12 protein-coding genes are annotated in these 13,752 nt (G+C 50.7%); 9 read left to right on the forward strand and 3 right to left on the reverse strand.

Annotation, left to right across the window (positions count from 1 at the left end; translation table 11 throughout):
- The first annotated feature begins 5 nt into the window (after positions 1-5).
- From AACQ93_RS14615 to AACQ93_RS14635, 5 genes are all read left to right on the forward strand, one after another.
- Positions 6-1,418, forward strand: coding sequence for an FAD-dependent oxidoreductase (locus tag AACQ93_RS14615; RefSeq protein ID WP_007470628.1), 1,413 nt, complete (start codon positions 6-8; stop codon positions 1,416-1,418).
- Between the two features lie 137 nt (positions 1,419-1,555).
- Complete coding sequence (gene mtnN / locus AACQ93_RS14620) at positions 1,556-2,254, forward strand: 5'-methylthioadenosine/S-adenosylhomocysteine nucleosidase (RefSeq protein ID WP_007470630.1); 699 nt, start codon at positions 1,556-1,558, stop codon at positions 2,252-2,254.
- Positions 2,254-3,210 (forward strand): cobalamin biosynthesis family protein, encoded by a 957-nt coding sequence (locus AACQ93_RS14625; RefSeq protein WP_064605888.1) that lies wholly within the window; start codon positions 2,254-2,256, stop codon positions 3,208-3,210. Before mtnN ends, AACQ93_RS14625 begins: the two co-directional genes overlap by 1 nt.
- On the forward strand, positions 3,211-4,047 hold the full coding sequence (gene btuF, locus AACQ93_RS14630) for a vitamin B12 ABC transporter substrate-binding protein BtuF (protein WP_064605889.1): 837 nt from the start codon (positions 3,211-3,213) through the stop codon (positions 4,045-4,047). It begins immediately after the preceding gene.
- 116 nt (positions 4,048-4,163) lie between these two features.
- A complete protein-coding gene (locus AACQ93_RS14635; RefSeq protein WP_007470646.1) occupies positions 4,164-4,775 on the forward strand; it encodes a TRIC cation channel family protein in 612 nt (203 codons plus the stop codon).
- 102 nt (positions 4,776-4,877) lie between these two features.
- On the opposite strand, the gene tyrS is transcribed toward AACQ93_RS14635, so the two are convergent.
- Positions 4,878-6,065 (reverse strand): tyrosine--tRNA ligase, encoded by a 1,188-nt coding sequence (gene tyrS / locus AACQ93_RS14640; protein ID WP_064605890.1) that lies wholly within the window; start codon positions 6,063-6,065, stop codon positions 4,878-4,880.
- A gap of 128 nt (positions 6,066-6,193) precedes the next feature.
- Between tyrS and AACQ93_RS14645 the strand changes: the two genes are divergently transcribed.
- On the forward strand, positions 6,194-7,516 hold the full coding sequence (locus AACQ93_RS14645) for a peptidoglycan DD-metalloendopeptidase family protein (RefSeq protein ID WP_064606738.1): 1,323 nt from the start codon (positions 6,194-6,196) through the stop codon (positions 7,514-7,516).
- A gap of 105 nt (positions 7,517-7,621) precedes the next feature.
- Here the strand turns inward: AACQ93_RS14645 and erpA are convergent, their stop codons facing one another.
- Both erpA and clcA read right to left on the reverse strand, forming a co-directional pair.
- Positions 7,622-7,963, reverse strand: a complete 342-nt coding sequence (gene erpA, locus AACQ93_RS14650; RefSeq protein ID WP_007470649.1) for an iron-sulfur cluster insertion protein ErpA — start codon at positions 7,961-7,963, stop codon at positions 7,622-7,624.
- 59 nt (positions 7,964-8,022) lie between these two features.
- A complete protein-coding gene (gene clcA / locus AACQ93_RS14655; RefSeq protein WP_064605891.1) occupies positions 8,023-9,426 on the reverse strand; it encodes a H(+)/Cl(-) exchange transporter ClcA in 1,404 nt (467 codons plus the stop codon).
- A 248-nt stretch (positions 9,427-9,674) separates the two neighbouring features.
- On the opposite strand from clcA, the gene hemL reads away from it, so the two are divergent.
- The 3 genes from hemL to rsmC all read left to right on the forward strand — a co-directional run bounded on the left by hemL (position 9,675) and on the right by rsmC (position 13,494).
- Positions 9,675-10,973 carry a glutamate-1-semialdehyde 2,1-aminomutase gene (gene hemL, locus AACQ93_RS14660; RefSeq protein WP_064605892.1) on the forward strand — a complete coding sequence of 433 codons (1,299 nt, stop codon included), beginning with the start codon at positions 9,675-9,677 and terminating at the stop codon, positions 10,971-10,973.
- Between the two features lie 340 nt (positions 10,974-11,313).
- A complete protein-coding gene (locus AACQ93_RS14665; protein WP_051035892.1) occupies positions 11,314-12,363 on the forward strand; it encodes an AI-2E family transporter in 1,050 nt (349 codons plus the stop codon).
- Between the two features lie 111 nt (positions 12,364-12,474).
- Entirely contained in the window at positions 12,475-13,494 is a 1,020-nt protein-coding gene (gene rsmC, locus AACQ93_RS14670; RefSeq protein WP_064605894.1) for a 16S rRNA (guanine(1207)-N(2))-methyltransferase RsmC, read from the forward strand.
- Positions 13,495-13,752 lie beyond the last annotated feature (258 nt).

Here is a 13,752-nt window from a genome sequence, read left to right on the forward strand (position 1 = left end):
ACCGAATGAGCCAGAACATCTACCAATTTATCGACGTCGCCCGTATCGATCCGGCCAAGAAGCCGTTGAAAATACGCAAAATCGACTTCGTGGAAATCTACGAACCTTTTACCCAACAGCAAGCCAGCGCACAAGCCGACCGTTGCCTGGGATGCGGTAACCCGTATTGTGAATGGAAGTGCCCGGTCCACAACTACATTCCGCAATGGCTGAAGCTGGCCAATGAAGGCCGGATCATCGAAGCCGTTGAACTGTCGCACCAGACCAACACCTTGCCGGAAGTGTGCGGCCGGGTCTGTCCGCAGGACCGTCTCTGTGAAGGAGCCTGCACCCTTAATGATGACTTTGGCGCCGTCACCATCGGCAATGTCGAAAAATACATTACCGACAAGGCCTTTGAAATGGGCTGGAAGCCGGATATGTCTCAGGTCGAATGGACCGACAAAAAAGTAGCCATCATTGGTGCCGGACCTGCAGGCCTATCCTGTGCCGACATCCTGGTTCGCAACGGAGTTAAACCTGTGGTCTTCGACCGCTATCCGGAAATCGGCGGCCTGCTGACCTTCGGCATTCCCTCGTTCAAACTGGAAAAAGAGGTGATGATCAACCGCCGCAAGATCTTTTCCGATATGGGCGTTGAGTTCCGCCTCAATACCGAAGTCGGCAAAGATATCCAGATGGAACAACTGCTCAGTGAATATGATGCGGTATTCCTCGGGGTCGGCACCTATAAAAGTATGCGTGCCGGACTCGACAACGAAGAGGCACCGGGGGTTTATGATGCCTTGCCGTTTCTGATTTCCAACACCTACCGGGTGATGGAGCTGGAAAACGGCAACGACTTTATTGATATGAAAGGTAAGCGGGTTGTGGTGCTGGGTGGCGGTGATACCGCGATGGACTGTGTTCGTACCTCTGTTCGCCAAGGTGCAAAGAATGTTATCTGTGCCTACCGCCGTGACGCCGCCAACATGCCGGGCTCACGCCGTGAAGTAAAAAATGCCCGCGAAGAAGGCGTGAAATTCATGTTCAACCTTCAGCCTGTTGGCATCGAACTTGACCGCAGCGGCAAAGTCTCTGGGGTCAAAATGGTCAGAACTGCCTTGGGAGAGCCGGATGAAGCTGGCCGTCGCCGTCCCGAACCAGTTGCCGGTAGTGAACACACCTTAGCAGCCGATGCCATTATCATGGCCTTCGGTTTCCAGCCACATAAGATGCCGTGGCTGGCTGCTTATGACGTCGAACTGGATCAGTGGGGGCGGATCAAAGCCCCGGCAGAAGGCAGCTTCGCATTCCAGACTACCAACACCAAGATCTTTGCCGGCGGCGATGCTGTCCGCGGCTCAGATCTGGTCGTTACCGCCATCGACGAAGGTCGCCGCGCAGCAGAAGGGATCCTCGATTTCCTGGAGGTTTAACCCACATCGGCCAACCAACAAAACCGGGAACAGTGGTGTAACACCACCGTTCCCGATTTTAATTTCTTCGTGTTACAATTCCCCGCACATTAACTCCCAAGCGGGAGTCCGGATCCACAGACAAGAGAACAGTATTGATGAAAATCGGCATTATTGGCGCGATGGAGCAGGAAGTTGCCATCCTGAAAGAGCAACTGACTAACAGCGAAACTCACCACAAAGCAGGTTGTACCTTCTATACCGGTAAGCTAAATGGTGCTGATGTTATTCTGCTGCAATCCGGTATCGGTAAAGTAGCAGCTGCGGTAGGTACAGCGGTACTGCTTGAAGTATTCCAGCCGGATCTGGTTCTGAATACAGGCTCTGCTGGTGGCTTTGATTCAAGCCTGAGCGTAGGTGATGTCGTAATTTCAACCGAAGTTCGTTACCACGATGCAGATGTAACGGCATTTGGCTACGAAATCGGCCAGATGGCTCAGCAGCCAGCTTCTTTCATCTCTGATGCCAAGCTAATGGACACAGCTGAAAAAGCACTGGAAAGCATGGAAAACATGCACGCAGTTCGCGGCCTGATCTGCACCGGCGATGCTTTTGTTTGTACTGAAGCAAAACAAAACTTCATCCGTGAAAACTTCCCGTCAGTGGTTGCTGTAGAAATGGAAGCAGCCGCTATCGCTCAGGCATGTCACCAGTTCGATATTCCGTTCGTTGTTGTTCGCGCTATCTCTGACGTAGCTGACAAAGAGTCACCAATGAGCTTTGAAGAATTCCTGCCACTGGCAGCGAAAAGCTCTTCAGTGATGGTTGAGAAAATGGTTGAGCTGCTGAACCAGTAATGACCGAGACCCTCGCGTTTCTCAACGAAAACAGCTCCCTGCTGGTCTTGTGGGGGGCTATCGCCATGCAATGGCTGCTCCCTATTCCGGCCCAGCTCCACCCGCTGCAACTCTGGCAGCAACTGGCTGTCCTTATCGCCGACAAGGTGAACAAACCCGACGATCTTTACCGGCAACGACAGCTCTCCGGCTGGCTGGCCTGGTCGATGATGTGGCTGACCGTCCTGGTGCTGCTGCTCGCCCTGTCTCAGCTGGTATGGATAGACAGTGCTTTCCAACTGGTATTGTTATGGCTGGCACTGGACTGGCGCAACACGGCCAAATTCAGCAAACGTTTTATCCGCGCCTTCAGCCGGGAAGACAAAGCTTATTGCCGCCAGTTACTGGAAGGTCAGCTGAACCGTGATACCAGTAACCTATCACTACTCGGACTCGGTAAAGCCGCCGCAGAAACTCAGCTGCTCGCTTACGGGCGCTTGGTGGCAGGTGTCCTGTTCTGGTATGCCCTCACCGGCGGGATCGGCGCTCTGATGTACCGCCTGGCAATTGGTCTGGCCCGAGCCTGGTCACCGAGCCGTGAACGTTACCATGTTTTCGGTCAGGCTGCGGTGCGTATCCTTGCCGTGCTAGACATAATTCCGCTCCGAATTTTTGCTTTGCTGATCTGTATCGGCCATAACAGCAAGACCGCTTTACAGGGAATTACCCGCCAGGGTGAAAACTGGCTGCTGCCCGGTCCAGGCTGGTTGCTGGCAGCAACAGGCCACAAGTTGTCACTCTCTCTCGGTGGGCCGGCTATCTATGAAAAACATAAAATGGAACGCCCTCGCCTCGGTGGTAAAATCGCCCCAGCAGCCCTGCACTTAGCGCAAATAGAAAAGATTGCCACTACCCGACTGGTTGGCTGGCTGGCGATTCAAAGCGTATTGATTGTCATCTTTCAGGGAGCCTTTTAAGTGCATCGGCTTTATCAACTGATCCCGCTATGTCTTCTGTTGGTTTCATCTCTGTCTTTTGCCGCAAATCAAGTTCAGCGGGTGATCAGCCTTTCGCCCCATACTACTGAGTTGGCTTATGCCGCCGGACTGGGTGACAAGCTGGTTGCAGCCAGTGACTACAGTGACTACCCGGAAGCGGCCAAATCCCTTGAGCGGGTCGCCAATTTTCGCGGTATCAAACTTGAGCGTATTGTTACCCTCAGGCCGGATTTAATCTTGGCCTGGAAAGGAGGCAACCCAACCCGCGAAATGACCAAGCTGGAACAGCTCGGCTTCAATATTTTCTACTCCAGTCCGGTCGAGCTGACTGATATCGCCGATACCATTGAGGCTCTGGGTCAGTATTCAGAACAGCCAAACATTGCCAACCATAATGCCAGTGAGTTTCGCGCTAAACTGACCGAGCTGAAAAGCAGACATAAAAATCTCCGTCCAGTCAGTTATTTTTACCAGCTCAGCAGCTCTCCGATTATCACAGTCAACGACAACAGCTGGCCAAGCCAGGTATTTTCGCTTTGCGGTGGTAAAAATATTTTTGCCGACAGCCCGGCAGCTTACCCGCAAATTTCCGAAGAACAGGTTGTCGTCCGCCAGCCGGAAGTGATTTTCAGCACTCAGCACGCCGGAACCCAAACCGGGATCTGGCAGCAATGGCAGGGTAAACTTCCCGCTGTCGATAACCGACACATATTTAATCTTCAGGCTGACTGGCTCAACCGCCCGACCCCTCGCACCGTAAATGCCTTGGAAGAAGTATGTAACTACTTTGATATAGTTAGAAAAAATACTCTTTAACAGGGTGTCAACAATCATTGTGAAAGTGCTCACAAAGCAACCGTATCAAGTTGTACCTGTGGCGATTCGTCGTACAATCTCAGCTATTCGTTTTCTCTGAGCTTACAGGTACAAACATGCTTATATACTTTCTCGATATGTTTGGCACCGCTGTGTTTGCCGCATCTGGTGTTATTTTGGCGGGCCGCCTTCGCATGGACCCGTTCGGTGTTGTTGTACTGGCCAGCGTGACAGCTATCGGGGGCGGAACCATCCGTGACATGGCTCTTGGAGCCACACCGGTATTCTGGATCACTGATACCAACTACCTCTGGGTTATTTTTGTTACCTGTTTAATCTCAATGATGATTATCCGTCGCCCAAGGCAAATTCCCTGGTATTTCCTGCCAGTTGCTGATGCTATCGGCCTCGCCGTCTTTGTTGCTATCGGGGTGGAAAAAGCACTGCGCTTTGAGGCCTCGCCAATGGTAGCGGTGATCATGGGCGTGATGACAGGTTGCGGCGGCGGTTTGATCCGTGATGTTCTGGCCCGAGAAATCCCGATGGTACTGCGAACTGAAGTTTACGCCACTGCCTGTATTCTCGGCGGTATTGTCCATACCTCAGCACTGGCTATCCATGTTGATTCAACCGTGGCAACCATGGCTGGTATTATCACCACCTTAACGATCCGCCTGACGGCAATTCGCTGGCACCTGTCGTTACCGGCTTTTGCTCCGAGACAATGAGCAAAATCGGATAAGGTCAGTTTGACCCGTATTGAAAAATAATGAGCACAAAAAAGGCGCCCTACGGCGCCTTTTTCAATTCTCTCGATTACTGTTAAGTAATTACTTAACAGTAACACGAGCGAACTTACGCTTACCGACCTGGTAAACTGCAGTACCAGCAGCAGGAACCAGCTTGGTATCTTCGATCTTTTCGCCGTCCAGCTTCGCTGCACCTTGGCGGATCATACGCATAGCGTCAGAAGTCGAGTTAACCAGACCGGCTTCTTTCAGCAGGTTAGCAATCGCAATACCCGCTTCGAATTCGAACTCAGGCATTTCATCCGGCATTACACCTTTCTGGAAGCGGTTGATGAACTCTTGTTCAGCCGCGTCAGCATCTGCTTCAGTGTGGAAACGAGCAATAATTTCTTTCGCCAGCAGGATCTTCACGTCACGTGGGTTCTTACCACCAGCAATGTCTTGCTTGAATTGCTCAATTTCTTCCAGTGGACGGAAAGACAGCAGTTCGTAGTAGTTCCACATCAAATCATCAGATATTGACATGATCTTACCGAACATTTCGCTTGGCGTATCTGCAATACCGATGTAGTTATTTGCAGACTTAGACATCTTCTTAACGCCGTCCAGACCAACCAGCAGCGGCAGAGTCAGTACAACCTGAGGCTTCTGACCGTTCGCTTTTTGCAGCTCACGTCCCATCAGCAAATTGAACTTCTGGTCTGTACCACCCAGCTCAACATCAGTTTCCATTGCCACAGAGTCATAGCCCTGAAGCAGCGGGTACATAAATTCGTGGATCGCGATTGGACGACCTTCGTTGTAACGCTTCTTGAAGTCGTCACGTTCCAGCATACGAGCAACAGTCTGGTTCGCAGCCAGGCGAATCATGCCTTCCGCGCCCAGCTCTGACAGCCAGCTGGAGTTAAATACAATCTTAGTCTTTTCTGGGTCCAGGATCTTGAACACCTGATCGGTGTAAGACTTGGCGTTTTCCACAACCTGTTCACGAGTCAGCGGCGGACGAGTGGTGTTTTTACCAGTCGGGTCACCGACCATGGCAGTAAAATCACCGATAAGGAAAGTGACTTCGTGGCCCAGTTCTTGGAAAGTACGCAGTTTGTTCAGAATCACAGTGTGACCCAGGTGGATATCTGGAGCTGTTGGATCTGCACCCAGTTTAATACGCAGTGGACGATTTTCTTTCAGCTTGGCAATCAGCTCATCTTCAGGAATCAGCTCATCGACGCCACGCTTAATTTCAGCTAACGCTTGTTCAATGCTGGCCATTCTTGTTCTCTCCCACAGAATAGGCAAAAAAGTAATAATCGAACATCTTACTTGAATAGCGATGTTTTTTGAAACCAGTTAGACTAGGCACTGTCTTATTTTTCCCTTTTGTGAAAAAAATCCAGTTAATGCTAGTATCGAAACTTGTTCGGTTGCCACGAGTGCACCAAATACTCATCTCGCTAATCAGTGCCTTTGTGGTGCTTCTGCTCCTTATTCCGGGATCTGGCGACAAGCAAGCTCATCCTGAGCGAAAATTCGAAATAGGCAAAGCCTATCCACTCGACATGAACCTCGATGAACACCAGCTCCGGCCGCTGGAAAAAGACGAAAAGCTTCAATACGCGCAACTGCGCTGGAAGGAGCACACAATCAAGTCGGGAGAAAGCCTCGCAGTGGTATTCGATAAGGTCGGTCTGTCACCCGGCACGCTTTACCGCCTGGTTAATGCCGATGAAGGCACCAAAACCCTGACCAGCCTTCGCCCCGGCGATGTTCTGAAGTTCGGCTTCGACCCGAACAATGAACTTATCCAGCTGATCCAGCCGCAAAACGCCACAGACACCCTGGTTGTTACCCGCACCGGTGACAACTACCATTCCCGCAAAGAAACCAAAAAAGTTGATACCCTGATTAACTTTGCTCAGGCAGTGATCACCTCCAGCTTCTGGAATGCCGGTGACAAAGCGGGACTGACTGCCAATCAAATCATGGAAATTGCCGGTATCTTCGGCTGGGATATCGACTTTGCACTTGATATCCGTGCCGGTGATACTTTCTCTGTTCTGTTTGAAGAAAATTTTGTTGAAGGTGAACCAATTGGTCGAGGCAATATCATCGCCGCTACCTTCACCAATATGGGGGAAACCTTTACTGCTGTTCGCAGCGAAGACGGTAAGTATTATGATCAGGAGGGACGTGCGATGCGTAAAGCCTTCCTGCGCTCGCCGATCAACTTCCGCTATGTAAGTTCAAACTTCAACCCGCGCCGTCTGCATCCGGTTACCGGCCGTGTCAGACCACACCGTGGTACCGACTATGTTGCCCCGGTCGGCACACCAATCTGGGCTGCCGGCGACGGTGTGGTCATGAAATCAAGCTACAACAAGTTTAACGGTAACTATGTCTTTATCCGTCACAGCTCAACCTATATCACCAAGTACCTGCATATGACCAAACGCCTGGTCAAAACCGGAGAAAGAGTGAAACAAGGCCAGACGGTAGGTACGCTGGGCGGCACGGGTCGCGTTACCGGTCCGCACCTGCATTATGAGTTCCTGGTTAACGGCGTGCACAAGAACCCGCGTACAGTGAAGCTGCCACAAGCAAAATCACTCAAAGGTGCCGAAAAAACGAAGTTTAAGAAATACGCCGTTGAACGCCTGAAGCAGTTGTCGCAGTTCAGCCAACTAATTGCCGATAACAGCCCGCTGCTAATCAACCGCAGCTAGCTTATCAGGCAATCACCAAAAACGACTGGACACAAAAAAGCCGTCACGATGTGACGGCTTTTTTTATCTGTTGTTACGGTTTAAGCAAAACGCATTCAGTGCTTGTTATACGCTGAATGATGCACCGCAACCACAAGTTGTTGTAGCGTTAGGGTTGTTTACGAAGAAACGTGAACCTTCCAGACCTTCAGTGTAATCAACGGTACCGCCAATCAGGTACTGCAGGCTCATAGGGTCAACAACAAGGGTTACACCACTCTTTTCGATGGTTGTATCACCCTCATTCACTTTTTCATCAAAAGTAAAACCATACTGGAAACCGCTGCAACCACCGCCGGTGATATAAACGCGCAGCTTCAGATTCGGGTTTTCTTCCTCGGCGATTAGCGCTTTTACTTTATTCGCTGCCACATCAGAAAAATTCAGCGGTACGTTGGCATCGCTCATTAAAAACCTCTCACAACTTCCGTTAATTGGGCTGATTATCTAATACCCGACTAACTTGTTCAAGTATTAGCCAATTCAGACTGTTTTCTTTGCGCTATTTTTTCCTTTTCCATCGTACGACGCAAGAGCTGAGAGTAAATTGGCTGCCCGCCCAGTACCTGAGCCAGCATGGTTGCGCCCAGTGTGGTAATGATCAACGGCAAGATCAGGTGGTAATTGTTAGTCATTTCAATAACCAGCAAGATGCCAGTGATCGGTGCCCTTACCGTTGCGGCAAACAACGCCCCCATACCGGCAATCGCAAACATACCCGGCTCAATCCCTAAATCAGGGAAGAACAGCTGCGCAACGGAGCCGAAGAAGGTACCGAACAAAGTACCCAGCGCCAGCATAGGCGCAAAAATACCGCCCGGCGCACCGGAGCCAAAACAAAGCAGGGTTGTCGCCACTCGGGCAAGGAATAAGATAAACAACATATTGATGCTGTAATCACCGTGGGTCGCACTCGGGATCAGGGCAATACCACCACCAGTCAGTTCAGGAATATACAGCAACAACAGACCAAAACAGCCACCTAACAAGGTACCGGTTAACACATAGCGACGACGCTCATTACGATGGATCCGGCCAAACAGGTCCTGTGCCATCGTCACCAGGCGGTTAAAGATCACCCCAAAGACACCGAAAAACATCCCCAGCAGCAAGAACAGCCACAAAGACTTCAATACCGGCGCATCATACTGCGGCATGGAGATCACTGCATGCTGGCCCTGAATACTGCGGAACACAATATCGGCCAGAATGGCAGAAATCAGTACACACTTGATGGAGATAAGGCTGTAACGAAACTGCGGACGCATCTCCTCGACGACAAACATGATACCGGCAAGAGGCGCATTAAACGCAGCAGCCAGGCCGCCAGCCGCACCGGACGCTAAAAGGGCATGCCTTGCTTCTTTATCTTTAAGACGGAACATATCCGATACCATTCGGCCGATATTACCGCCCATCTGAACCGAAGGGCCCTCCCGACCAAGTACCATCCCGGAGCCCAGTGCACCGAGACCACCGATAAACTTCACCGGTAGCACCCGCCACCAGCGAACCGGACGGATGTCATCCATCGCACCTTCAATTTCCGGGATCCCTGAGCCTGCAGCATCCGGAGCAAAACGGTGAACCAGGTAATAACCGATGAAAGCCAGCAAAGCACTAATCAGGAAAGCTGCCAGCCACAAAGGCAAAACACTGCTGATCACATCACGCAGCCACTCGGTTCGCTGTTCAGAAACCCAGTGAACTGCAATTTCAAATAATGTAGAGATAAGACCGGCCAGAAGGCCTACCAACGCAGAGAGAAACAACACCGAGACCGGTGTTTTGTCACGAGAAAGAAAACGCCGAACTAATCCACTAGGTTGCAGACGTTCAGGCGCAGGAGTGCCTTGAATGTTATCTGTCATTATTACGCCGTAATATGTTGGGATGCGCCGGAGGAAGCGCGGAGAAGGACGAAGCTCGTCTGACCGTAGGTTATCCGAGACATGGATATTTTTACATAGCCAATGTTGCAAACTAGCTTTCCATCCATGCTCAACATCACAATAAGCCACCAAAAGCATACTTGGTCAATTCGCTCGCCAAATTCCCGGTAATTTAGGTACAATGCGGGCAATTCAAATCAGACTTTATTTGAAAACAGGACAATACAATGAGCAAATCAGCCGATTTATTTGCTAAAGCACAAGAAAAGATCCCTGGCGGTGTTAACTCACCGGTTCGCGCATTTGCCGGAGTTGGCGGCAGCCCGCTGTTTATTGAACGAGCTGACGGCGCTTACATCTTTGATGCTGATGGTAAAGCATATATCGATTATGTTGGCTCTTGGGGTCCGATGATTCTGGGTCACAACCATGTCGCTATTCGCGATGCAGTGATCGAAGCGGCTCAACGCGGCCTGAGCTTCGGTGCACCAACCGAGATGGAAGTGACTATGGCTGAACTGGTTTCTAAACTGGTTCCGTCAATGGAAATGGTTCGCATGGTAAGCTCTGGTACAGAAGCAACCATGAGTGCGATCCGTCTGGCTCGTGGTTTCACTAACCGCGACAAAATCATCAAGTTCGAAGGCTGTTACCACGGTCACGCAGACTGCCTGCTGGTTAAAGCAGGTTCCGGAGCCCTGACTCTGGGTCAGCCAAGCTCGCCGGGCGTGCCTGAAGATTTTGCCAAGCACACCCTGACATGCACCTACAACAACCTGGATTCAGTTCGCGAAACCTTTGCCAGCCACCCGGAAGAGATCGCCTGTATCATCGTTGAGCCGGTAGCCGGTAACATGAACTGTATCCCGCCGGTACCAGGCTTCCTGGAAGGCCTGCGCGAAATCTGTGATGAGTTCGGTGCCCTTCTGATCCTGGATGAAGTAATGACTGGCTTCCGCGTATCTGAAGGCGGCGCCCAGGGTTACTACAACATCAAACCTGACCTGACTACACTAGGTAAAGTAATTGGCGGCGGTATGCCAGTCGGTGCTTTCGGTGGCCGTCGAGACGTAATGGAGTACGTAGCTCCAACCGGTCCTGTATACCAGGCGGGCACACTTTCAGGTAACCCTGTAGCAATGGCTGCTGGCCATGCCTGCCTGACAGTACTGACCGAAGAAGGCAACGAGAAACGCCTAGCCAATACCACTAAAGCTCTGGCAGACGGCTTCCAGCACTTGGCTGATAAATACGGTATTCCACTGAAGACCAATCAGGTTGGTGCTATGTTCGGTTTCTTCTTTACCGATCAGGACAGTGTGAACTGCTACGACGATGTAGCGAAATGCGATGTTGAACGCTTCAAGCGCTTCTTTAACCTAATGCTGGAAAAAGGCGTTTACCTTGCTCCTTCTGCTTTCGAAGCCTGCTTTACTTCTTTGGCGCACGGCGACAAAGAGATTGAAGCAACGCTGGAAGCAGCTGAATTTGCCTTCGCAGCACTGGCTCAGGAAGCCAAGCTATAAACGGCTTTGCTGCTATTAAAGCCAAATAGTTAACACCAAAAACGCCACTCAGATAGTGGCGTTTTTATTATTTGTTTTTTCCCGTTGTTACTGCCAGAAAAAAACAGCCAGAGCCCCCAGCGCCAGCAAAATCCACACAGCCAGCGGCACCCGCCGTTTTTTCTTGGTTTCACAACCGCAGTCACAGCATCCCATTTGATGTGAACCTCATTCAAAACAATTGATTTATAAAAGATTGCTACTTAGCCAACCGGATGCAATTATAACCCCCGTTAGAATTAACAAACAGCAAGGATAACAAACGGTGTCTAAACGTTTTCAAGCCGAACCTCGCCACTGGATGCTGATTGCGGCCCTGGCGCTGGCCGCTTATGCCAGCTACCGCCTGATTGAGCCGTACCTCGGCCCAATCGTCATGGCATTTATTATTTCTCTGCTTTACTATCCGCTACACTCCAAAGTAGAGCGTAAACTGACGAACAAGCCTAACCTGTCAGCATTACTTTCCTGTCTCCTGCTGACCTTTATCATTGTGATCCCGCTGCTGATTGTATTCAGCTCAATTGTCCATCAGGGGACCATGTTCTCACGAGACAGCTATGAATGGCTGAGCTCCGGTGGTGCCAAAGAAGTACTGTCACATCCTTACGCCGTTAAGGCACTGGCACTGATAGACAAATACTCCCCGTTCGAGCCCCTTGATGCTCATGCGATTATTCAGAAAATAGCGTCTGCAGCCTCCAAATTCGGCACCCAGTTGCTCAATGTCAGCGCAAAAATCCTCGGTGATGCCACCAACTTTGTGATCAGTTTCCTGCTGATGCTGTTTGTCCTTTTCTTCCTCCTTCGAGACCACAAGAAAATGGTTAAAGCATTGCGTCATGTCGTTCCGCTTTCCCGTAGCCAGGAAGATGCCCTGCTGACGGAAGTCGAGCAAGTAGCCAAATCTGCGGTACTCGGCTCATTCCTGACAGCACTGGCACAGGGCGTCGCCGGCGGTTTTGCCATGTGGCTGGCCGGTTTCCCAGGCCTGTTCTGGGGCTCAATGATGGCTTTTGCTTCCTTCATTCCGGTTGTCGGAACCGCTCTGATTTGGTTGCCAGCAGCAATTTATCTGCTGTTGAGCCATCAGTGGGAATGGGCGTTGTTCCTGGCAGGCTGGGGCGTGATTGTTGTGGGCTCTATCGACAACCTGCTGCGCCCGCTGCTGATGCAGGGCAATTCAGGCATGAATACCCTGCTGATCTTCTTCTCAATTCTCGGCGGCCTGCATCTGTTTGGCCTGATTGGTCTGATCTACGGCCCGATCATCTTTGCCGTCACTCTGGTACTGTTCAAGCTCTACGAAGTCGAATTCAAAGACTTTCTGGATAACCAGGATCAGAGTTAACCGGCTGCAAGAAACAAAGCCGCCCGGTGCGGCTTTGTTCACCTTTTCATACCCGCTAATTTATGGAACAATTCGCGCCCTTACTCCATGTAAAGCAAATCTGAGGCCCTTATGTCCTACACAGCAGCAAGCCAGGTTGTTGCCCGCCAGCTTGAGTTTTTTGAAAACCGTAAAGTACTCGTCATCGGCGAACTGTCTGATTCCTACCCGCTTGAGCTGACTCAGGTTGCCCAGTCTGTGGCAGTCTTTACGACCAACTATGGCTACCACTGCAACATGAGCCGCCACAGCCAGATTCAGTCTCATTTCGGGGCTGAGCTGAGCGCTGATATCGACATTGATATGATCCTGCTTTACTGGCCGAAGGCAAAAGCAGAAGCCGAATACTTACTGGCTATGACGCTGGCCAAATTCGGCCCGGAAACAGAAATTTGTATCGTCGGTGAAAATCGCAGTGGTGTTCGTAGTGCCGAAAAGATGTTTCAAGCCTACGGTAATATCACCAAATATGACTCAGCACGCCGATGCAGCTTTTACTGGGGTCGTTGTGAACAGCAGGCACCAACCTTCGATATCAACAGCTGGTTCAAGAGCTACCCGATTACGGTTGCTGGCACTGAGCTGACGATCCGTTCGCTGCCTGGCGTGTTCAGCCATGGTGAATTCGATAAGGGTTCGGAACTGCTGCTGGAAACCCTGCCGTCTCTGCATGGTCGTGTGCTTGATTTCGGTTGCGGTGCCGGTGTTATCGGTGCGGTAATGAAAACAAATAACCCGGCCATTGAGCTTGAGCTGTGTGACATCAGCGCCCTGGCGATTGAATCTGCCCGCGAAACCTTCAAAGTAAACAACCTTGAAGCAAGCTTTACAGCGACAGACGTCTACAAAGCACTGGAAGGGCCTTATGACTTCCTGATCAGTAACCCGCCATTCCATGCCGGCCTGAAAACTTTCTATGCGGCAACTGAAGACTTTATCGCTCAGGCTCCGAATTACCTCAACACGGATGGCCAGCTTATCATTGTTGCCAACAGCTTCCTGCGTTACCCGCCGCTGATTGAAGACAGTCTGGGCAGTTGTGAGATTGCCGCCAGTACTAACAAATTCAATATTTACGCTGCAAAAAAATAAACATCAAGGGCTGAGCCATGGCTCGGCCCTTAACTTATCAACGAACATCAAAGCCCTCCTCCGAGCTATTTTTAGCCCAATTCGCCGTCAATTCCGTCAATATTGTGGTTCGCCACACGCTTCCCTACACACTTACTTGAACACACAAAAAAACTCAGTATAACTGATTGCTGCGGTGCCGGTAGCACCACCCAAAGCCATCTATATAGTTGCTTTTAAAGCATAAATTAAACAATCACTGTTGATGGGCATCAGGTT

The sequence above is a fragment of the Photobacterium sp. J15 genome (assembly GCF_963870815.1).
Taxonomy (GTDB): Bacteria; Pseudomonadota; Gammaproteobacteria; order Enterobacterales; family Vibrionaceae; genus Photobacterium; species Photobacterium marinum.

Coding starts and splice junctions, on each gene's coding strand:
- AACQ93_RS14615 (WP_007470628.1), top strand. CDS start 6: ATGAGCCAGAACATCTACCAATTTATCGACGTCGCCCGTATCGATCCG.
- mtnN (WP_007470630.1), top strand. CDS start 1,556: ATGAAAATCGGCATTATTGGCGCGATGGAGCAGGAAGTTGCCATCCTG.
- AACQ93_RS14625 (WP_064605888.1), top strand. CDS start 2,254: ATGACCGAGACCCTCGCGTTTCTCAACGAAAACAGCTCCCTGCTGGTC.
- AACQ93_RS14635 (WP_007470646.1), top strand. CDS start 4,164: ATGCTTATATACTTTCTCGATATGTTTGGCACCGCTGTGTTTGCCGCA.
- tyrS (WP_064605890.1), bottom strand. CDS start 6,065: ATGGCCAGCATTGAACAAGCGTTAGCTGAAATTAAGCGTGGCGTCGAT.
- AACQ93_RS14645 (WP_064606738.1), top strand. CDS start 6,194: ATGCTAGTATCGAAACTTGTTCGGTTGCCACGAGTGCACCAAATACTC.
- erpA (WP_007470649.1), bottom strand. CDS start 7,963: ATGAGCGATGCCAACGTACCGCTGAATTTTTCTGATGTGGCAGCGAAT.
- clcA (WP_064605891.1), bottom strand. CDS start 9,426: ATGACAGATAACATTCAAGGCACTCCTGCGCCTGAACGTCTGCAACCT.
- hemL (WP_064605892.1), top strand. CDS start 9,675: ATGAGCAAATCAGCCGATTTATTTGCTAAAGCACAAGAAAAGATCCCT.
- AACQ93_RS14665 (WP_051035892.1), top strand. CDS start 11,314: ATGCTGATTGCGGCCCTGGCGCTGGCCGCTTATGCCAGCTACCGCCTG.
- rsmC (WP_064605894.1), top strand. CDS start 12,475: ATGTCCTACACAGCAGCAAGCCAGGTTGTTGCCCGCCAGCTTGAGTTT.